Here is a 21,613-nt window from a genome sequence, read left to right on the forward strand (position 1 = left end):
CCCCTTAACCCGTCTGAATTGAGAGTACCATGACGACAACATTAAGCTCTCCGGAGGTTCGCTCCCCGGAAATATCTTTGGCCAATCGCTTAAGCGGTTTACTGGCCGGCTTTGCTGCTTTTCTGCTAGGGGTAGCTCTGCCGACTGCCACTTCTTTCGTGAATATTGCGTTGGTTCTGATTATTATTTGTTTGATTATTCAGCGCGACAGGCTGCAATTCAAAGTGTTGGCAACCAACCCAATTGTTTATTTACCCGCGGTGATGTTCTTGCTGCTGGCGGCGTCATTATTATTCCATCATAACGATTACGGTTCTGAGATGGTGGGTAAAATGAAGAAGCTGCTGTATGTACTACCGCTGGCTTTATTTTTCCTGCATCAGAATCGTTTGATTAAGCTATTTGGTGCCGGTTTCCTGCTGGCAAACGCGGTTATATTGGCAGGTTCACTATTGGTTGGCGTATTGCACGTACCGCTAGGCATGATCGACCCGGCGAATCCGACGATATTTAAACTGCAAATTACCCAAAACTTCTTTATGGCATTAGCGGCGGTATTGTGGCTGATGCTGGCGTTTAAAAGCAGCGGTTGGAAGCGTTTGGGATATGGCGTTCTGGTTGCAGGTGCTTGCTATAGCGTGCTGTTTTTAGTACTGGGTCGTACCGGTTATGTGGCTCTGGTCGTAGGGTTAGGATCTTGGCTATTTTTCTCATTGGGAAACCGCCAACGTCTTGGTCTGGTGGCTTTAGGCATTATTGCATTTGCTATTATCGCGCTGGTTCCTAACCGGGCAACTGATCGTATTATGCTGGGCGTTAATGAAATTAAAGCCTGCATGGCATCAACTTCCGGCGATGAATATCAGGCTTGTAACTCTTCTATGGGGCAGCGTTCCGCCTTTGCTATGGAGGCTGCACGACTGATTAAGCAGGCACCTATTATGGGCAACGGTGCGGGCGGTTTCTTCTATTCGAATCCGGAAACTGGCTATAAGATCAATAACCCGCATAACCAATATCTGCTGGAAACTATTCAGTCTGGTATTTTGGGCGTGGTGATATTTTTGGCCTGGGTAGTGTGCTGTTTCCGTGCAGCCTGGCAGCAGGAGCCGAAGTTACGCAATCTGCTGCTGGCATTACTCTGTAGCTATATGGCCTGTAATTTCTTTAACTCCTTCCTGCTAGATTATTCAGAAGGCCATCTGTTCATGATACTGGCTGCGATACTGGCGGGATATTCGGTATCAGCGAAGCAAAAAAGGCCTCAGACGCTATAAGTTAGCCCTGGCTGATCGACGATAAAACGGCTCTTTATTGGAGCCGTTTTGCGTTGTCGCTCTCCTAACCTATGGCTGGCTTCTGGCAACCTGCAAACTTGTCTGAGAGGGACTCAATCTGTTTTGTCGTGGATTCTGGCGGTCAAAATAGTCAGATATGCACTTTATCTGATTAGCTCGTAACTGCAAGCCAGGGGTAACTGAGCGCCCGTTTTTAGCCGTAATAAACCCAATTATATATTTCCCATTCAAATCATAAATCTCAGAATCTAGAAACCATTTTATTCTCATTCTACTCAGCCACGTTAAATAACCCGGAGCAGCGTTTTTTTTCTTATTGGGTAAATAATCGCCATTATGGGTACAGCACCGGATTAACTACTCTGTTAATAAGGCTGCTCTTAGCAGGCATAGCGCACAGGTTTAATTCAGGCGTGGGCAGTATCTGGAATGGCATACTAGAACGAGTGCCGAAGTGGCGCTGTAGCTGGATCTGAGAGGTTTGATGCGGTGAGTTTGTAGATGCAGGTTTGCATTTATAGTGCAGAATTTTGGTGAGTAGAATAATAACTTGGTAGTATGAAATTTGTACTGTAAATAAGACTGTTTGATGACATATCTGAAGCTAACGGAATTACATTATATTCTGTCTCCGCTGTCTGTATATGGATTATTTTCTCAGAAAAAATAGAGGTTTGATCAGCTTAAAGTGTAATAGTTGAGTAGCTTTAGGAAAATATAGATAATTCATTAAATAATGCTAATAATTTATACAAAATAAACAGTAAAAAAATTAACAAGCCATCACGATCTCTATATTATCGGTTTTTTATTTGATTTTTTGTGAATAAAAAACAGGTGAAAAATAATTTAATTTACTTTTTTCTATCAAGATGGCGATATTTAAATGAATGAATCATGACTAAGCATTGGTGATGGATATATTGATAAATAATAATTAGTTTGTTTTCTGTACAGCCGAGTGAAAATGAATTTGTGGAAAATAAATACTCATTTTTTAGTTTATATATTTTAATTAGACGTTTGCGGTGGGTTTTTATGCTGCTTGATTTGCTTTTGACCGACTCCAATGTTGTGAGAATCTAATGCATAGAAAATGAGTATTTATTATTTATAAGTGGATAAATGTAACTTAAAGCACTTAACATGATAATAACATGTGTTATTGGTGTGCGGTTTTTTTCGAATTAACAGTCACTATCTGTTATAGGAATAATCCTATTATTGCCTGACTCTATTCATTTGCTCTTGGCAATAGAATGCTTATGAATATAGGAGTTTTAAGCAGGATGTTTTTATTTTTAAACACTCATAATAAGATTGAGTCTGTAGTGTGGTTATCACTACATTTTTAACGTTAAAACCTCAGGGATAGCAAGGATTAACAAAAATTTATTTTCCATGGTTTGTTTTTTATTAATTTATTGATTTTATTGTATTTTTATCATTTTGCTTTACCGATCTAACTATTAATCATAGATGGTGTAATACCTAATATCAAGGCGGGGTTTATTTGTTTTGAATTGGCAGAGTTATCTGATTCTTTGTCATTAAAATTTAATGCGCGGTGATTATAAGGAAATCAAAACACTGTGGTGAAATTGGCTAATAAATTTAATGTGATGCGTAATTCGTTGATTGATAGTAATCATAAATCATGATGTGGATCACTTTTGGCCATTTGTAATATGTGTGATAATTTTTTCAATGATTTACATTTTGAAAAATCCAGCCTACTTTCGGGATATTACGCAATAGTTTTAAATCTGACTATGATAAAGATGTATTTCTATTCCTGAGCTGGTTCAGGTTGATTCTGCTGATCGCCTAAACAGAATCTACATTTATTAACCTATCCAACGTCATTGAGAGAATCATGGCAAACTCATCAGCGAATAAACTATCGTTACCCGCACTGACTTCTCTTGTAGTTGGTTCGATGATTGGCGCGGGTATTTTCTCCCTGCCAGCGACATTCGGACGAGCAACGGGTGGATTCGGCGCCATTATTGCCTGGTGTATCGCCGGTGGCGGTATGTTAATGCTGGCTTTCGTTTTTCAAACGTTAGCGCAGCGCAAACCTAATCTGGATTCCGGCGTATTCATTTACGCTAAAGAAGGTTTTGGAGATTATCTAGGATTCGCCTCAGCCCTGGGTTTTTGGGCCGGTACCTGTATTGGTAATGTCTCTTATTTTGTGTTGATCAAATCTACCCTAGGCGCGTTTTTCCCAATATTCGGTGACGGTAATACTATTCCGGCGGTATTAGTCGCCTCGGTGATCTTGTGGGGCTTCCATATTCTGGTATTACGCGGAGTTAAAGAAGCCGCAGCGATAAATACCATTGCCACCTTCGCGAAAATTATCCCAATCTTTATCTTTGTTATCGTTCTGATTTTTGCCTTTAAAGGCGATGTCTTTGCGCTGAACTTCTGGGGAACGCCGGATGTCGTTAAAGGGGCTGATTTATCTCATCTTAATGATTATGGCTACGTTGGCCACGCGGCGGCGGCAATGAGCACCGTGGTAGCCGAGCCTGAATCACTATTCTCGCAGGTGCGCAGTACCATGCTGGTCACGGTATTTGTGTTCCTGGGCATTGAGGGTGCCAGCGTTTATTCACGTTACGCTAAAGAACGCAGTCACGTTGGTATTGCGACGGTTTTAGGCTTTATTGGCGTGCTGTGTCTGCTGGTATTAATCACCATGCTGTCTTACGGCGTCATGCTGCGACCTGATTTAGCCGCTCTGCGTCAACCCTCCATGGCCGGTGTATTAGAAGCCATAGTAGGACGCTGGGGCGCAATATTTATCAGCGTCGGACTGATTATTTCCGTGCTCGGTGCTTATTTATCCTGGTCATTGCTGGCGGCCGAAGTGCTTTTTTCTGCGGCCAAAAGTAACAGTATGCCAAGAATATTTGCGACGGAAAATAGTAATGCAGTACCCTCCGCTGCGGTGTGGCTGACCAATATTTTTGTGCAAATATTCTTAGTTCTGACGCTATTTACCGATTATGCCTTCCAACTGGCACTGGAGTTAACCAGTTCTCTAACGTTGATTCCTTATCTGCTCGTGGGTGCTTACGGTCTGAAATTAGCCTGGACCGGCGAAACCTACGAAACCAATGCTAAAGGCCATCGAAAAGATCTGATTTTTGCATTGATCGCCACCTTCTACGCGGCGCTGATGTTGTACGCCGGTGGCATGAAATATCTGCTGTTGTCCGCCATTATTTACGGTCCAGGTACCATCCTGTTCATTATGGCGAAACGCGAGCAGCATCAGAAAGTCTTTAATGGCGCTGAAAAAATCTTGTTTGCCATCGTGATTATCGCAGCGGCGGTCGCGCTGTATAGCATTTTCACCGGAATCATCACCATATAATTTACTGGAGCTATTATGTCGGATAAGAAAACCAAGAAGTCAGGCGCTTACGGCGTACATTCAGAGGTTGGTACTTTACGCAAAGTTCTGGTTTGCGCGCCGGGTAAAGCCCATAACCGTCTGACACCAAGTAACTGTGACGAATTATTATTTGATGATGTTTTGTGGGTAGAAAGAGCCAAGCGCGACCATTTCGATTTCATGACCAAAATGCGTGAAAGAGGCGTGGACGTAGTAGAAATGCACAATCTCCTGACTGAGACCCTGCATAATCCGGTGGCAAAAAAATGGATTTTGGATCAGCAAATTGTACCTAATGAAGTTTCGTTAGGCATTTTGCATGAAACCCGCAGTTTCCTCGAAGGTTTGGATCCGCGAACGCTGGCTGAGTTTCTGATTGGCGGTTTATCTACGCGTGAATTACACGAAGTGGGTAAGTGCGACAAAGAAGAATTGAAGCTGATTCGTGAAGCCGTCGGTATTACCGAGTATTTACTGCCGCCGTTGCCAAACACTTTATACACCCGCGATACCACCTGTTGGATATACGGCGGCGTGACGTTAAATCCGCTGTACTGGCCTGCTCGCCATGAAGAAACCATCCTGACTACGGCGATTTATAAATTCCATCCTGATTTCGCCAATGCCGATATCAATGTGTGGTGGGGGGATCCGACTCAGCACCACGGTTCAGCCACGCTGGAAGGCGGCGATGTGATGCCGATTGGGAATAAAACCGTCCTGATTGGTATGAGCGAGCGAACTTCCCATCAGGCGATTACGCAACTGGCAGCTTCACTGTTTTCCAATAAGAAATCTGGGGTTGAGCGCGTGATGATTGCGGCGATGCCGAAGCTGCGCGCTGCCATGCATCTGGATACGGTTTTCACCTTCTGCGATCGCGATGTGGTGACGCTTTACCCGGCGATTGTTAATCAGATCCAGACTTTCTCACTACGTCCGGATGATGGCCCGACTGGCATGAAGCTGAGCCGAGATAAAGGCACCTTTGTTGACGCGGTAGCCGGTGCGCTCAATCTGAAAAAACTACGAGTTGTGGAAACTGAGGGCAACGATTACGACACTGAGCGCCAGCAGTGGGACAGCGGCAATAATATGGTCGCCATCTCTCCGGGCGTGGTCATGGCGTATGATCGCAATACCAAAACCAACACTCAGCTGCGTAAAGAAGGGGTGGAAGTGATTGAAATTGTGGGCAGTGAATTAGGCCGTGGTCGCGGGGGCGGTCACTGTATGACTTGCCCGCTTATCCGCGATGCCGTTGATTTTTAATTGCTGATAACCGCCAGCTGCGGAACGGTTCTCGCCAGCTGGCGACAGTGCTCTTAAAAAATAGTCGAGAGTGGACAGTGTTATCACGCTGGTTTGCTGTCGGCTATCTGTATTTAAAATCGCCGAGTGTTTTGGGCGACGTAATAGATTTTTAGAAAAGGACGGCACTGTGAAATACGTTTATACGGTACTTTTTCTGTTAATTGTCACATTAACCACTCTTTTTGCCTTTCAGAACAGCGGCGCCGTTCAGGTATCGCTACTCTTTAATGAGATAACCTTGCCCTTGTCCGTGCTGATCGTCCTGATTTACTTTTTGGGCATGTTGACTGGCGGAGTTCTGCTAACGCTGATGAATAAGCTGATTCGCAAAGTGATAAAAAAAACCGATAACAAAACCGATAGCAAGAACGCAGTCAATGGGCGCTGAGATAAGGGATAAACAGAATGTAAATCTGATGATGTTAGGCCGTTTGTTTCTGTCGTTGCGAAGCTATCTGCGGCTAATCCTAACCACAATGTCATCATATTTTCACTTTTTAACCCGATTTTTGCTGGTGCGTTTCAACCGCTGTTGCGCAATTGCAACCCCAATATTTGATTGAACGAGATCTTTATAGTGAAGACAAAAATTGTAGTGACTCTGTTGGCAACGCTGTTATTGGCTGGCTGCGATAAACCTGCGCCTGAAGTGATGGAAAGCGTGCGCCCGGTAAAAATATTTACGGTTGAAGACAGCGGCCAGAACGGCGTGCGTTATTTCCCGGCGCGATTGCAGGCTGGGGATGAAACGCAACTGTCATTTAAACGTGCGGGACAGCTTCAGCAATTACTGGTGCGAGAAGGTGAACAGGTTAAGAAAGGGCAGAATATTGCGATGTTGAATAACACCGATCTGACCTTGAGAGTACGGGATCGCCAATCGGCGTTTAATCTGGCTCGCGATCAGTTCAATCGTTTTAATACCTTGCAAGGGCGCAATGCCATTTCTCGCGCTGAGCTGGATATTCGCCGAGCCGAGCTGGAATCCGCTCAGGCAGCGCTGGATATCGCTCGCAAAGAGCTGAGTGATGCCACCATCAGCGCGCCTTTTGACGGTGTGATTGCTAACGTTAGCGCGCGTAATCATCAGGTCATGGCCCCGGGGCAGGTGGTTGCGACCTTGAGCGCACTGGATACGCTGGACGTGGTATTTAGCGTGCCGGAACGTTTATTTACCGCATTGGATATTGGTAACAAGGACTATCACCCTACGGTGCGTTTAAACCATTTACCGGATCGGGAATTCCTGGCCGAATATAAAGAGCACACTACCTCCACCAGCGCTGGCTCCATGACTTTCCAGGTGACGCTGACCATGAAACGTCCGCCGGACTTACCGCTGTTGTCTGGCATCAGCGGTAGCGTTCGTATCAATACGCATAAATTAACTGGTTCGACGAACGCATCGATTATTGTGCCGGTAGAAGCGGTATTTAATCCCGATAGCACCCAGCTCAATGATGCGCGAGTTTGGGTAGTTAAAGAGGATAAAGGCCAGCTCCACGTTGAAGAACGGGAAGTGCAGGTCGGGCAGCTGATGGCCAACGGTATCCGGATTACTTCGGGTTTGAACGACGGTGAGCAGATTGTTGCCGCCGGTACCAGCGAGCTTCGTCCACAGCAGTTGGTGCGGGCGTGGGTCCGTGAGCGGGGTCTGTAATGAAGCTAACGGACAATTTCATCAACAATAACACGCGAATCTGGCTAACGATTCTGTTGCTAGGAATTGGCGGACTTATTGCCTATCTGAATATCGGCCGTTTGGAAGATCCGGCTTTTACCATTAAAACCGCGGTGGTAGTCACTCGCTACGAAGGAGCCTCGGCGCAGCAGGTGGAAGAGGAGGTGACGCTGCCGCTGGAGAATGCCATCCAGGAGCTGTCTTACGTCGATAACGTCAGGTCAATCTCCAGCGCCGGTTTATCGCAAATTACCGTCAACGTAGGTTCCCAATACGGGCCGAACGAACTGCCGCAAATCTGGGATGAGTTACGCCGAAAAATCAGTGATAACAGCGCCCGTTTGCCTCCTGGGGCCGGTACGCCGCTGGTTAATGACGATTTTGGCGATGTATATGGTTTCTTCTTCTCGCTATCGGGAGAGGGCTACACCAATCAGGATTTACGTAATTTTGGCGAGCAATTACGCCGCGAGTTGGTACTGGTTAACGGCGTTGGGAAAGTCGCTATTGCCGGCATTTTACCGGAAGAAATTCAGATTGATATTTCGCGGGCGCAGATGACCGCCGCCGGTATTACTCCGCAGCATTTATCGGATTTGCTGAGTCGCCAGAACGTGGTTTCCAACTCCGGGCAACTGTTGGTTGGCAGCGAATCGATCCGCCTGCATCCAACCGGTGAATTTAATAGCGTGCAGGAATTGGGAAACTTATTGGTCAGCCAGCCGGGCAGCCCGAAAAGCGTCTATTTGCGTGATATTGCCACCGTGACTCAGGGAGTGACTCATTCGCCTACAAATATTTATCGTGCGAATGGTCAGCCTGCATTGGGGGTGGGGATTTCTTTTGCGCCTAACGTCAACGTCGTCACGGTGGGGAATGCCGTTAAATTGCGGTTAGCGCAGCTAGAGCCTGAACGGCCATCCGGCATGCACATCAGTATTTTTTACGATCAGTCTCATGAAGTGGAAGGCGCGGTAAACGGCTTTATCCTCAACTTCCTGCTGGCGTTACTGATCGTGGTCGTTACCTTATTAATCTTTATGGGCGCGCGCAGCGGCATTGTTATCGCGCTCTCTCTGGCACTGAACGTGCTGGGGACATTATTGATTATGTGGTTGTTTAATATTGAATTGCAGCGTATCTCCCTTGGTGCATTAATTATCGCCCTCAGTATGTTGGTGGATAATGCCATCGTGGTGGTGGAGGGAGTGCTGGTTGGGCGCCAGCGGGGAGATAATATTTTCACCGCGATCAGTAAAGTGGTGAAGCGCTCGATGTTCCCGTTGCTGGGCGCCACGATCATCGCGATTCTGGCCTTTGCACCTATTGGTTTATCAAATGATTCCACCGGCGAATATTGCCGCTCGCTGTTTGAAGTATTACTGATTTCGTTAATGCTGAGTTGGTTCACGGCGCTGACCTTAACCCCGGTATTCGCCAAATGGGCCTTCCAAAACCAAAAATCGGCTCCGGTTGATGAAGATAAGCCGGTTAAGCAGCCTTATGACGGCTGGTTATTCCGTAACTATCGGGTGGTGTTGAATAAGCTATTGCAGCATCGCAGCATCACGCTGGTGGTACTGACTGCGATGCTGGTGGCGTCTATTTACGGCTTTGGTAGCGTGCGGCAGAGCTTTTTCCCGCCTTCGAATACGCCGATCTTTTTTGTCGACTTATGGCTGCCGTATGGCACGGATATTAGCTATACCGAAAGCATCGCGGCGGAAGTAGAAAAGCATATCAAGGAGCAGGAGGGCGTTACCGATACCGTTGGCACTATTGGTCAGGGCGCGATGCGCTTTATGCTGACCTATAACGGCGAGCGGCAATATGCTAACTATGCGCAAATTATGGTGCGTACCGATCGGTTGAATCGCATTCCCGGATTGATCGAAGAAACCGAACAATTTATGCAGGATGAATACCCGCAGGTGAATGCGCGGTTGAAGCGCATCATGTTCGGGCCATCCAATAACAGCGCGATCGAAGCGCGATTTAACGGGCCAGATCCGGACGTATTGCGATCTCTGGCTACGCAGGCCGAAAAAGTGATTGTGGCCGATCCTCTGGCTGATGGCGCGCGTCATGATTGGCAGGATCGCAGCAAAATGATCCGTCCGCAATTCTCAGACTATCTGGGGCGTGAACTGGGCGTAGATAAGCGTGAAGTGGATAGCACTCTGCGGATGAGCTTTGGCGGCTTGCCGGTCGGGTTGTATCGGGATGGTACGCGGTTGATGCCGATTGTCCTTCGGACACCGGACGCCGAGCGGTTGAACGCAGAAAGGCTCAACGATGTCATGGTATGGAGCCAAGCGCGTCAGGCGTTTATTCCTATCGATAACGTTGTCACCAGCTTTGAAACCGAATGGGAAGATCCACTCATTATGCGTTTGGATCGTAAACGCACGTTAACGGTGCAAACCGATCCAACATCGGAAGGCGGGGAAACTTCCGCCGAGTTGTTACAGCGGATCAGGCCGAATATCGAAGCGATCAAACTGCCGTCGGGCTATGAACTGGAGTGGGGAGGCGATTACGAAAGTACGAAAGAGGCACAGCAGGGGATCTTCACCAGCTTGCCAATCGCCTTCATTATCATGTTTGTCGTTACAGTGCTGATGTTTAGCTCGGTACGTAACGCTTTGGCTATCTGGCTAACGGTGCCTTTAGCTTTGATTGGCGTGACCGTTGGTTTCCTATTAACCGGAATTCCTTTTGGTTTTATGGCGTTACTTGGTCTATTAAGTCTGAGCGGTATGTTGATTCGTAACGGGATCGTATTGGTAGAAGAAATTAGCCTACAGCGACAGGAAAAACCGCTGCGGGATGCCATTATTGATGCCTCGACCGCCCGTTTACGGCCAATTATGCTCACGGCCTTTACCACGGTTCTGGGGCTGGCGCCGCTGCTGAGCGATGCGTTCTTCCAAAGTATGGCGGTGGTGATTATGTTCGGTCTGGGTTTTGCAACGGTACTGACTTTACTGGTATTGCCGGTGATTTACAGCTGTATGAATCCAGAGCCAAAACCGCAGCCGACTACCGAGTAATGTATTTTTTCAGCTAAAAAACCGTCCGATGGACGGTTTTTTTTCGGCTGTGGTCAGAACCTTGTTTATAAAAACGCTTTTTTATCGTTCCTCGATTTTCCCATCTGTGCGCCAGCTCTCTTATTAACTGAATTAACAACCCTCTTTGTTTCACAATGAAACTCGAATTTCCATTGGTGGTTTCATAATGGAACGTTTTCCCTGCCGGTTACTCAACGGTTTTTCTCGCTCTATAGTGGTTTTAGCCAAAGTAAAACCGTCTCCCGCCAAAGACCGATGCTGACCCGAGACGCCACCTTCTAAAATACATTTACGCTTCAGGAGCCAGATATGCTTAAAGTCATTCAATCTCCGTCTAAATATATACAAGGCGCTAACGCACTTCAGTCTATTGGTGAGTTCGCTAAGCTATTGGCAAATAACTATTTCGTCATCGCCGATGACTTCGTCATGAAACTCACGTCGGATACCGTTGGCAGCAGCCTGCAGGTCAGCGATGTTAAATATCACTTCAGCCAGTTCCGCGGCGAATGCTCTCGTAAGGAAATTGAACGCCTGACCGTAGAGCTGAAAAAACACGGTTGTAACGGAGTGATCGGTATCGGCGGCGGTAAAACCCTGGATACGGCGAAAGCCATCGCCCACTATCAACATATTCCGGTGGTCGTAGTGCCAACTATTGCCTCAACCGATGCGCCAACCAGCGCCCTGTCGGTGATTTATACCGAAGAAGGGGAGTTTGCTGAATATCTCATTTATCCAAAAAATCCGGATATTGTTCTGATGGACAGCGCGATTATCGCCAAAGCACCGGTGCGTTTATTAGTTGCCGGTATGGGGGATGCGCTTTCTACCTATTTTGAAGCACAAGCCTGTTTTGATGCCAAAGCTATCAGTATGGCGGGCGGAGCCTCAACGCTAGCCGCCGTGACGTTGGCGCGTTTGTGCTACGACACGCTGCTGACGGAAGGTTACAAAGCTAAGCTGGCCGTAGAAGCCGGTGTGGTTACCGAAGCGGTAGAACGCATTATTGAAGCCAACACTTACCTGAGCGGCATTGGTTTTGAAAGCAGCGGTCTGGCGGCGGCGCATGCCATTCATAACGGTTTTACCGTACTGGAAGAGTGCCACCACCTGTATCACGGCGAGAAGGTGGCTTTCGGTACGCTGACACAGTTGGTGCTGCAAAACAGCAGCATGGAGCAAATTGAAACCGTACTCGATTTTTGTCAGCAATTGGGGTTACCCATCACGCTGGGCGAAATGGGCGTTCATCAGGATATCGAAAAGAAAATCCGCGCAGTGGCCGAAGCCAGCTGTGCCGAGGGTGAAACCATCCACAATATGCCGTTTGCCGTTACGCCGGACAGTGTTTACGCGGCGATTTTGGTTGCCGATAGGCTGGGGCGCGCTTTCCTCAACTAAGTTGAATTCATTGTGATAACGAACCGGGCCGCCTGTGGGTCGCTCGGTTCTGCCCCACACGGGTAAACGAGCCTCTTTATGGAGCACAGCATGAAAAAACTGATTAATAGCGTTGAAAGCGTTTTACAGGAACAAATTCAAGGTTTAGTGGAAGCGCATCCGGAACTGACTCTGCATCAGGAACCGCTGTTTATTACTCGCCGAGATGCGCCGGTACAAGGCAAAGTGGCGCTGATGTCCGGTGGCGGCAGCGGTCATGAACCGATGCACTGCGGCTTTATTGGTGCAGGAATGCTGGACGGTGCCTGTCCCGGTGAGATTTTTACTTCGCCAACGCCGGATCAAATGTTCGAGTGCGGTCAGGCTATCGACGGCGGGAAAGGCGTGTTAATGCTGATAAAGAACTACACCGGCGACATTCTTAATTTTGAAACCGCAGCCGAACTGCTGCACAGCGAAGGCACCGCCGTTGCCACGCTGGTGATTGATGACGATGTCGCGGTAAAAGACAGCCTGTACACCGCCGGACGCCGTGGCGTCGCTAATACGGTGCTGATCGAAAAATTATTAGGTGCTGCCGCCGAACGCGGTGATTCACTGGATGAATGCGTGGCGTTAGGACAAAAAATCAATAATCAGGGACATTCCATCGGGATTGCCTTGGGAGCCTGTACGGTGCCTGCGGCGGGTAAACCGTCCTTTATTTTGGCTGAAAATGAAATGGAGTTTGGCGTGGGTATCCACGGCGAGCCGGGCATTGAACGCCGTTCCTTTACCTCCCTGGATAGCACCGTTGACGCAATGTTCCAGACGTTGATCGAACACGGACAGTATCAACGCACGTTGCGCCACTGGGATCGCCAGCTGGGCGATTGGCAGGAAACTCGTCAGAGCAAACAGCCGTTGGCGGCAGGGGATAGAGTCGTGGTGCTGGTGAATAATCTGGGCGCTACGCCGCTGTCTGAGCTGTACGGCGTTTGGCATCGGTTAGCCGCGCGCTGCGCCGAGTTTGGTTTGAAAGTCGAACGTAAACTGATTGGCTCTTACTGTACTTCGCTGGATATGCAGGGTATGTCGATTACGTTGCTAAAAGTGGATGATGAATTACTCACGCTGTGGGACGCACCGGTCAATACTCCTGCGCTGCGTTGGGGTTGTTAAATGTCGGAGGAAAAAATGGGATTAACCAAACAAGATATCGTCAATTGGCTGCAACTATGCGCCGAGGTTTTTACTCAACAACGGGATTTCCTCACTCAGCTAGACACTGAAATTGGCGATGGTGATCACGGGCTGAACATGAATCGCGGTTTTAACAAAGTGGTCGAAAAGCTCCCTTCGGTGGCAGACAAAGATATTGGGTTCATCCTGAAAAACACCGGTATGACGTTGTTATCCAGCGTAGGTGGAGCCAGTGGCCCGCTGTTTGGCACGTTCTTTATCCGAGCGGCGCAGAGTACTAATGCTAAACAAAGCCTCGATCTTTCCGCTCTGTGCCAAATGTTTAAGGACGGCGTTGAGGGCGTAGTGATGCGCGGTAAGGCAGAACCCGGTGATAAAACCATGTGCGATGTCTGGTGGGCTGTTGTGGATCAGTTGGAAAAGGCCAATCAGCAAGGTTTATCAGTGGTGGACGCATTGCAACAAACGGTGGAACGCTCGCAGCAGGCGCTGGCCAGCACCATTACCATGCAGGCGCGTAAAGGCCGTGCCAGTTATCTCGGTGAACGCAGTATTGGCCATCAGGACCCCGGCGCGACTTCGGCCATGCTAATGATGCAGGCGTTATTGCAGGTAACCAGCCGTTAGCCATGCGCGTTCCATGAACTGCTTGCCATAAAGTATCAAAAGTGTGTCCGTCAGGCCGGTGCGATAACCGCAGGGCAGTATCAGATTCCAGGAGGAAAGATGGTCAATATCGTTGTAGTTTCCCATAGTGCGTTACTGGCTCAGGGCGTTGCCGAGCTGGCGCAGCAAATGGCGCAGGGCGGATGTCGGTTGGCTCTGGCCGCAGGGGTGGACGACGTGGATCATCCCATCGGCACTGACGCCATTAAAGTGATGGAAGCCATTGAGTCAGTTTACGATCCCGCCGGGGTATTGGTGTTGATGGATCTTGGTAGCGCCGTGCTGAGCGCTGAAACCGCGTTGGACCTACTCGATCCGGAGATGGCGGCCAATGTGTTGCTGTGCGCGGCTCCTTTGGTAGAAGGCACGCTAGCGGCGGTAGTCGCGGCATCGGCAGGCTCATCATTACAACAGGTTCGTGCCGAAGCTATGGGCGCGCTGGTGGCGAAAAGTGGCCAATTAGGCGAAGAAATCCAGTCGGAAGAATCTGGCTCTGCGACGGGATTCGGCGATGATGCGCAAAGCGTCAGCTGGCGAGTGCAAAATCCCAACGGTTTACACGTTCGCCCAGCGGCAAAGTTGGTGGAGGCTTTGGCACCTTTTGACGCCGAGCTACTGCTGGAAAAGAGCGGTAAATGCGTGAACCCACGTAGCCTGAACCAACTGGCGATTTTGCAAGTACGTAAAGGGGATACCATTCGCCTGCTAGCTCGCGGAGCTCAGGCCGAATTGGCGCTGGCTGCGTTTGAACACTTGGCTCAGCAGCATTTTGGTGAATCAGTCGCGAACGGGGATAACGCGGAACTAGCGGGAATTATGGTGCCAAACGGAGTCGTTCGTGGGCCAATACTCCAGCTTCCTCCTGCGATGACGGCGTTTATTCCCCGCACTATCAGTGCCGAACAAGTAGCGGACGAACAGCAACGTTTACAACGGGCGCTGATCCAAACTGCGACAGATTTGGAATCTCTGGCTGCGCAGGTGGGAGAAACGCTTGGTGAAGAATTTGGGGAAATATTCAGCGCTCATCAGCTCCTAATCAGCGATGAAGAGCTGCAGCAGGCGGTCAATCAGCGGATGGCTCAAGAACGTGTTTGCGCCGAGTCCGCCCTGCAAAGTGAGTTGATGGCAATGGCCGCGGATTATCAGGCGCTGGATGATGAATACCTGCGGGTTCGCGAGCTGGATATTCGCGATATTCTTAATCGGGCGCTGGGACATCTGACCGGTTTGCCGTTGGTTTCGTTGCACATTGGTGGTAGCGCGTTGCTGGTGGCGGATGAGCTAATGCCATCGGCGTTGGCCGGGCTGCGCCGACAGCAAGTAAAAGGTATTTGCCTGAGTCAGGGGAGCACGGTGTCACACAGCGCGATCCTGTCCCGCGCCTTGGGGATTCCAATGGCGGTGGGGATGAGCGGCTGTTTGGATGCCACTCATACAGGCATGATGGCTGAACTGGATACAGCCAGTGGCGTGTTAAAAATCAAGGGGGAAGCTACCGGAGCGAAGGAGACTCGCCATCAAAGTAGCTATATTCCAGCAAAATAATATGTTCTCAGCGATATGAGAAAAGGAGCCAGAATTGGCTCCTTTTCTCTGCTTAACTATCAAGATATTAAACCGTTTCTCCGCCTTTAAACTGTCCGATATCCAGCCGGTGCAGCTTCACTTTACGCCACAGTGTGGTGCGGCCAATGCCCAGCAAGGTTGCCATTTCATTAAGCTGACCCTGACACACCAGCGCGGCGCGAATTATCGCCTGCCGTTCTAGCTCTTGCAGTGATAGCACGGGCTGCGGCTGCGGGGCGTCCGGTTCAAGAAGCAATTTTTCACCCAGCAAATGCTCAGGTAAGTCATTGAGACGAATTCGGTTATTGCGACAGGACATCGCAGCGCGTTCGACAACGCTTTTCAACTCCTGATCGTTGCCCGGCCACGGATACTGATTGAGCTGGCGATTAACGTCTTCATCGGTCTGATACTGGCAGTGAAAATGCTGCCCTAAATCCCGCAGGGTATGGTGTACCAGCAGTTGAATATCCTGTTGGCGCTGGCGTAACGGCGGGATATGTAGTTCGAAAGACTGAAGGGTATAGAACAACTGGCGGCGAAAACGCCCCTGTTTGACTAGCAGCGGCAAATCCGCGCCAGTGGCGGCAATAATCCGCACATCCACCGGAATCACCCGATTGGAATTGACGCGCATCAGAATGCCGGTTTTAACGATCTGCAGCAGCGCGGACTGCATTTCCGGCGACAGGTATTCCACCTGCTCCAGATATAATGTGCCACCGTTGGCTAACTCGAATTTACTCGGTTGTCCGGCCTCGCCTTCGCTGGCATCGCTGCCGAGGAATTCTCGTGCCATTAAGCTTTGCGGCAATGCCTGACAGTTCAAAGCGATATAAGGGCCATCGGATCGTTCGCTGGCGTTATGAATCGCCTGCCCTAGTCGCTGTTTTCCCACGCCTTCTTCACCGTGTAGCAAGATAGGATGCTGGCCTTTAGCTGCCTGTTTGCCGTAACGAACCAAACGGCGCATTTCCAGAGAGCTAACCGGCATCTCATCGAAGGTATGGCTGGCCCGGCCCAATTGGTTGTGTACCATTTGGCGCAGCAGTTCCTGTGGATGCAACAATGCGATAAAGCCGCAACGATCGCCGTCGGGTATGGGTTTTAGCGTGAGTAACGCCGGAATAAACTGCTGTTGGTTCTCAAACGTCACCTCTACGTGACTGAGAGGACTGCGCTGCTGAATTGCGTGGGTCAGCAGAGCGGGAAGCGTCAGTAACTGGTTGACCGGTTTTCCCAGACTATTGGTTGCATCCAGCCGCAAAATGGCGGCGGCGCGCCGATTGAGATACAGCAGGCAGCCACGCTGATCCCAGGCCATCACGCCGTCCTCCACGCCGTCCAGCAGGGCGTTTAACTCATTCAAATGGCGATTGGTTTCTGCCAGCAAGCTGTCCGCATGCAGGGAATTACCGATTTCCCGCGCGATAGCCAGAGTCAGCGGTAAATCACTGGCGGCTTTTTCCGTTAGCAAACAGCCCAACACGATCACGGCTCGCTGTCGCCCGCTGTTGTCGTATACCGGCGTTGCGCAGAAATGCCACGGATGTAGCGCCAGCTTAAAGTGCTGACTGCCGCTGACCTGCATTGGGTTACCTTCGGCTATTGCTAGCGCCGGAGCGTTAGTACCGATCAAACCTTCGGCCCAGTAGCTACCGGCGGTAAAACCTAATTCACTGAGCTGGCGCAGCGTTTTCGGATGACCGCATTGCCACAGGGTACAGCCGCTTTCATCCAGAATAAGCAGGCTGCACTCGCGGGATTCCATATATTCATACGCATCTTCCAGCGCCGCTTGTCCCAGAACCAACAGATCGTTTTTACGCTGGCATATCGAGCTGAACGTTGCGCCAGCCGCCCGATGCGGAATTCGCCAAGTGGCGGGTTGCATCAGTTTATGACAGCGTTGCCAGGAATCATTCAGTGCGGGCGTAACCGCCGGCGCCTGAGAGTTGTAAGCTGATTCAGTAGGAAGCGGGGCAGACTTTGGGGCCAAAATAGATTTACCTCAACCAGACAGTGATCTCCAAAAACCGAGAATCACTATTAACTCTGATTATTGTCTGAATTGCTGTGAAGCCGCAGGCAAATGCGGCTGTCACTTTATTCGCAGCGAATTGACTGAGGGAATAGTGAGCTTTCAACCTATCAAGCTTTAGAGTCTGGATGACGCCAGTGAATTTGCCCCGGCAGAATCAGCCGCTGCTGTTCTAACGGTTGCTCGGCGATCAGAGCGGTAACCATCTCGAAGCTATGACGCGCTAGCCCTTGGCAGTCCTGAGCGATGGTATCGATTTTTAGCGGCAGGCAGTCAAACAGGTAATGATCGTCAAAGCTGCACAGGTGAATATCGCTATCCATCAATTGATATTGGTTCAGGTAACGCAGCACCCCTTCCAGCAGGCCACAGGCGGCGGTAAATACCGCTTTCGGTGGTCGGCCCAATTGAGCGCAAAGTTGAGCGATCATTTCATAGCCGGAGCTAGGCAGATAATTGCCGTTGAGTATCCATTCCGGGCGACATTCTACGCCAGCGCGCTGTAAACCCTGCTGAAATCCGCTCAGGCGGTCGCGCGTCGGTGAAATTCGCGGCTGGCCGCCGAGGAAATAAAACTCATCCTGATGTTGCTGCGCCACTTTCTCCACCAGCGTGGCGGTAGAGGTAATAGAATCGGTGATTACCAGTGGAAGATCCGATTCGCCGATCAGCCGATCCATTTGTATCACCGGCAGCCGAGTGTTGATCTTTTGGTATTCGCTATCGTTCAGCTGGCTGGAGGCGACGATCAAACCGTCAACCTGACGCTGCACCAGACTGTTCACCGCCATCATTTCCTGGCTAGGATTTTCATCGGTGCAGGCGATAAGCAGTTGTAACCCGGCTTCGCGACACAGCATTTCCAGCTCGCGGGAAATCAGGGCAAAACCATGATTGGTCATTTCAGGCACCACCAGACCCAGCGTATGGCTGCGGGTCGATCGCAAAGAACGAGCGTGGAAACTTGGCTGGTAATTGTGTTCGTTGGCCAGAGCGATAATGCGATCCCGGGTTTCGTCAGAAACACGATATTCCTTACTGCGACCATTCAGAACCAGGCTGGCGGTCGATTTAGACACACCAGCCAGTTTAGCTATATCGTTAATAGTAATACGTTTACTGTTTTTCACTGACTGCATCTGCCACCGGGAAAGATGCCCTTATTCTAACATGGGTGACAGTAACAACCAGTGCCGCAGGTGCAGTTCACCCTTGCCGCTGAAAATTGCCTGTGGTTCAGGCTGAGGGAAATAGCTGGAAGTCATGACGCCTTCACCATTGTTGATAAAGATTTCCACGCTACAGCGGTCGAAAAGCAGCTGTAACTGATGCACAGAACCGCGCCAGTAGCGGAACTCTCGCTCGCCTGTACGCAGATTATTGCGACTAAGAGTCAGGCGCTCGCCGTCCCACTCCAGCGTCATGGTGTCGGCCAGTTGTAGGGTGAACTCGCCGCTGATTTCCAACTGGATTTCCGCATTGTCGATGCGAAACGGTGGTGCGGCATCGGCGCTTCCTTTCCACTGGAAAAGAACGGTGCGTAGTGCGGTTAATTCACGGGCTGGTTGCTGAATAATTTTGCCATTACGCAGCGACAGCTCGCGCGGACTGCTCATCGTGTGAATCCAGCCGTAATTCACTGTTGGCTGATATAACTCATCCTGATTCGGAATGCCCATCCAGCCAAACAGTAAACGGCGGCCATCCGCTGCCAGCGTGGTTTGTGGGGCGTAGAATTCGAATCCGGCGTCCAGCTCGTGGAAAGCACCGTGGTTAAACTGGCCTTGCTGATAATCGAGTTTTCCGCAGACATAACCGGCCTGATAAGTATTGCGATAACGTTCGGCCTCCGCTGCCAGCCCTTGCGGACAGAAGATCAGCACATCTTCGTCGCCAAGCGTAAACAGATCCGGACATTCCCACATATAACCGAAGTCATTCAAACCATTGATACCAGAACCAGCGATTTCACCCAGACTTTGCCATTGATGCAGATCCGGCGAACGGAACAGCAACACTTTGCCTTTCAGCTCAAGATCCTGTGCGCCCAGCACCATGTACCACTGACCGTCGTGCTGCCAAACTTTCGGATCGCGCACATGGCCGGTATAGCCAGCAGGTAGGCTCAGTACTGGCCCCAGCTTATCGAATTCTCCGCGCGCATTCTCTCGCGCCAGACATTGAAATGCGGTGCGGCTACCATCTGGATATTTCACATTACCGGTATACATCAGGTGAATGCGTTCGTCGTGGATCACCGCAGAGCCAGAGTAACAGCCGTGGCTTTCATATTCTTCGCTCGGTGCCAGCGCCAGAGGCTGATGTTCCCAGTGAATCAAATCCGCACTGCGCCAGTGTCCCCAATATTTACTGCCGTGGGCGCAGGCCAGCGGATTCCATTGATAAAATAAATGATAGTAGCCAGCGTGATAGATAAAACCGTTAGGATCGTTCAGCAGCCCGATGCACGGAGCCAAATGCCAGCCGGGCCGATGTGGATCCCGCGCGGCCCGAACCTGACCGGACATCACCGCCAACGTGAGTTGTTTGAGTAAACTGGCTTCTTGCATTATTCACTGTCCGTTTTGTATTTCAGCAGCAGCGAGATGATAAAGGCCGAGCTGAAAGCGATAACCAAACCAATCAGATAGCTGACAATGGCACTGCTTTGAACGATAGCCAAACCGGGAATGCCGGTTAAACCAACGGCGGTCATACCGACGTGATTGGCAACCACCCAAGCACCGCCCAGAGCGCCGCCGGCTAGTGCGGCCAGAAACGGCTTCACAAAGCGCAGGTTAATACCAAAGATTGCCGCTTCGGTAATACCTAGCATGGCAGAGAAGGCCGACGGCACTGCTATAGCCTTGATTTTGACATCTTTGGTTTTGAAGTACACCGCCAGACAGGCACCGCCCTGAGCAACGTTAGCCATCGACCAAATCGGCAGCAGAAAGTTAACGCCAATGTTTGGGTTACCCAGTAATCCGGCCTCAATCGCGTGGAAACTATGATGGATACCGGTAATCACTATCACCGAATACAGGCCGCCGAACAGCAATCCGGCAAACCAGCCTGCGTGGGTGATCAAAGTGCTGAGGATCATTGAAATACCGTCGCCGAGTACCCGACCTGCCGGGCCGATGAACAGCAGTGCGATAAAACCGGAAATCACCACGGTGAGGAAGGGCGTCAGGATCAAATCCAGCGCGTTAGGCACCACTTTTCGCAGCCGTTTTTCCACCATGCTCATAAACCAGACCGCCAGTAACACCGGAAACACGGTGCCCTGATAGCCGATCATGGCGATTTCTAATCCGAAAAAATTCATGGTGTGGAAGCCGCCCGCAACGCCCCAGGCGTTGGTCAGTGCCGGATGAGTGAGAATCCCGCCCAACGTGGCACCCAAATAAGGGTTTCCGCCGAACTCTTTCGCGGCGGTAAAGCCAATCAGAATCGGCAAAATGATGAAGGCGGCGGAGCTGAACATATCCAGCATGATAAAGATGGCGCTGTCGGCGTCGGCCCAGCCATAGGTTTTCACCATCCCCAACAGACCCATTAATAGGCCAGAGGCGACGATAGCCGGAATAATTGGCACAAAAATATTCGACAGTAAACGAGCGACCCGTTGGAACGGATTGAGTTTTTTTGCGGCCAGATCGGCTGCTTCAGATTTACTGGATTCGTTTACGCCGGTTTGTCGGATAAATTCCGCGTGAACCTTATTGACCAAACCGGTGCCGAAAATAACCTGAATTTGACCGGCGTTACTGAAGCAACCTTTTACGCCATCCAGTTTTTCGATGGCGGATTTTTGTACCAGATTATCATCTGCCAATACCAGCCGCAGACGGGTGGCACAGTGGGCGGCACTGACGATATTTTCCTTGCCTCCCAGCAGCGGGAGCAGAGCCGAAACGGTCTCAGTCATGTTCATTTTTTTCCCTCATTCTATCCAGCAAAGCCGCGTTC

General features: G+C 49.9%; 14 protein-coding genes. 10 read left to right on the top strand and 4 right to left on the bottom strand.

The window, feature by feature from the left end; translation table 11 throughout:
• The first annotated feature begins 29 nt into the window (after positions 1-29).
• From PL78_RS13425 to dhaM, 10 genes are all read left to right on the top strand, one after another.
• Complete coding sequence (locus PL78_RS13425; protein ID WP_064516236.1) at positions 30-1,277, top strand: O-antigen ligase family protein; 1,248 nt, start codon at positions 30-32, stop codon at positions 1,275-1,277.
• A gap of 1,897 nt (positions 1,278-3,174) precedes the next feature.
• Positions 3,175-4,686 carry a basic amino acid/polyamine antiporter gene (locus tag PL78_RS13430; protein WP_064516238.1) on the top strand — a complete coding sequence of 504 codons (1,512 nt, stop codon included), beginning with the start codon at positions 3,175-3,177 and terminating at the stop codon, positions 4,684-4,686.
• 15 nt (positions 4,687-4,701) lie between these two features.
• Positions 4,702-5,979, top strand: a complete 1,278-nt coding sequence (arcA, locus tag PL78_RS13435) for an arginine deiminase (protein ID WP_064516240.1) — start codon at positions 4,702-4,704, stop codon at positions 5,977-5,979.
• A gap of 169 nt (positions 5,980-6,148) precedes the next feature.
• Positions 6,149-6,409 carry a lipopolysaccharide assembly protein LapA domain-containing protein gene (locus tag PL78_RS13440; protein WP_064516242.1) on the top strand — a complete coding sequence of 87 codons (261 nt, stop codon included), beginning with the start codon at positions 6,149-6,151 and terminating at the stop codon, positions 6,407-6,409.
• 189 nt (positions 6,410-6,598) lie between these two features.
• A complete protein-coding gene (locus PL78_RS13445; RefSeq protein WP_064516244.1) occupies positions 6,599-7,681 on the top strand; it encodes an efflux RND transporter periplasmic adaptor subunit in 1,083 nt (360 codons plus the stop codon).
• Positions 7,681-10,755 carry an efflux RND transporter permease subunit gene (locus PL78_RS13450; RefSeq protein ID WP_064516247.1) on the top strand — a complete coding sequence of 1,025 codons (3,075 nt, stop codon included), beginning with the start codon at positions 7,681-7,683 and terminating at the stop codon, positions 10,753-10,755. Before PL78_RS13445 ends, PL78_RS13450 begins: the two co-directional genes overlap by 1 nt.
• A 330-nt stretch (positions 10,756-11,085) precedes the next feature.
• On the top strand, positions 11,086-12,180 hold the full coding sequence (locus tag PL78_RS13455) for a glycerol dehydrogenase (RefSeq protein WP_064516249.1): 1,095 nt from the start codon (positions 11,086-11,088) through the stop codon (positions 12,178-12,180).
• A 90-nt stretch (positions 12,181-12,270) separates the two neighbouring features.
• The gene (dhaK, locus tag PL78_RS13460; protein ID WP_064516251.1) at positions 12,271-13,341 is read left to right on the top strand and encodes a dihydroxyacetone kinase subunit DhaK; all 1,071 of its coding nucleotides are present in this window, start codon (positions 12,271-12,273) and stop codon (positions 13,339-13,341) included.
• A gap of 15 nt (positions 13,342-13,356) precedes the next feature.
• Positions 13,357-13,989 carry a dihydroxyacetone kinase subunit DhaL gene (gene dhaL / locus PL78_RS13465; protein WP_064518428.1) on the top strand — a complete coding sequence of 211 codons (633 nt, stop codon included), beginning with the start codon at positions 13,357-13,359 and terminating at the stop codon, positions 13,987-13,989.
• 99 nt (positions 13,990-14,088) lie between these two features.
• Complete coding sequence (gene dhaM / locus PL78_RS13470; protein WP_064516253.1) at positions 14,089-15,576, top strand: dihydroxyacetone kinase phosphoryl donor subunit DhaM; 1,488 nt, start codon at positions 14,089-14,091, stop codon at positions 15,574-15,576.
• Between the two features lie 67 nt (positions 15,577-15,643).
• Here the strand turns inward: dhaM and dhaR are convergent, their stop codons facing one another.
• The 4 genes from dhaR to PL78_RS13490 form a co-directional block, all read right to left on the bottom strand.
• Positions 15,644-17,491: a dihydroxyacetone kinase operon transcriptional regulator DhaR gene (gene dhaR / locus PL78_RS13475; RefSeq protein WP_420822911.1), complete on the bottom strand. Its 1,848-nt coding sequence runs from the start codon at positions 17,489-17,491 to the stop codon at positions 15,644-15,646.
• A 257-nt stretch (positions 17,492-17,748) separates the two neighbouring features.
• Entirely contained in the window at positions 17,749-18,768 is a 1,020-nt protein-coding gene (locus PL78_RS13480) for a LacI family DNA-binding transcriptional regulator (RefSeq protein WP_120805394.1), read from the bottom strand.
• Positions 18,769-18,798: 30 nt separating this feature from the next.
• Positions 18,799-20,208, bottom strand: coding sequence for a sucrose-6-phosphate hydrolase (locus PL78_RS13485; protein WP_064516259.1), 1,410 nt, complete (start codon positions 20,206-20,208; stop codon positions 18,799-18,801).
• Positions 20,208-21,578: a sucrose-specific PTS transporter subunit IIBC gene (locus tag PL78_RS13490; protein WP_064516261.1), complete on the bottom strand. Its 1,371-nt coding sequence runs from the start codon at positions 21,576-21,578 to the stop codon at positions 20,208-20,210. Before PL78_RS13490 ends, PL78_RS13485 begins: the two co-directional genes overlap by 1 nt.
• Positions 21,579-21,613: the final 35 nt, after the last annotated feature.

Source organism: Yersinia entomophaga, assembly GCF_001656035.1.
GTDB classification, from domain to species: domain Bacteria; phylum Pseudomonadota; class Gammaproteobacteria; order Enterobacterales; family Enterobacteriaceae; genus Yersinia; species Yersinia entomophaga.

Bases quoted from the DNA above. Each gene is read 5' to 3' on its own strand.
- PL78_RS13490 (WP_064516261.1), bottom strand. From the start codon at position 21,578: ATGAACATGACTGAGACCGTTTCGGCTCTGCTCCCGCTGCTGGGAGGC.
- PL78_RS13425 (WP_064516236.1), top strand. From the start codon at position 30: ATGACGACAACATTAAGCTCTCCGGAGGTTCGCTCCCCGGAAATATCT.
- dhaK (WP_064516251.1), top strand. From the start codon at position 12,271: ATGAAAAAACTGATTAATAGCGTTGAAAGCGTTTTACAGGAACAAATT.
- dhaL (WP_064518428.1), top strand. From the start codon at position 13,357: ATGGGATTAACCAAACAAGATATCGTCAATTGGCTGCAACTATGCGCC.
- PL78_RS13430 (WP_064516238.1), top strand. From the start codon at position 3,175: ATGGCAAACTCATCAGCGAATAAACTATCGTTACCCGCACTGACTTCT.
- PL78_RS13485 (WP_064516259.1), bottom strand. From the start codon at position 20,208: ATGCAAGAAGCCAGTTTACTCAAACAACTCACGTTGGCGGTGATGTCC.
- arcA (WP_064516240.1), top strand. From the start codon at position 4,702: ATGTCGGATAAGAAAACCAAGAAGTCAGGCGCTTACGGCGTACATTCA.
- dhaM (WP_064516253.1), top strand. From the start codon at position 14,089: ATGGTCAATATCGTTGTAGTTTCCCATAGTGCGTTACTGGCTCAGGGC.
- PL78_RS13450 (WP_064516247.1), top strand. From the start codon at position 7,681: ATGAAGCTAACGGACAATTTCATCAACAATAACACGCGAATCTGGCTA.
- dhaR (WP_420822911.1), bottom strand. From the start codon at position 17,491: ATGCAACCCGCCACTTGGCGAATTCCGCATCGGGCGGCTGGCGCAACG.
- PL78_RS13455 (WP_064516249.1), top strand. From the start codon at position 11,086: ATGCTTAAAGTCATTCAATCTCCGTCTAAATATATACAAGGCGCTAAC.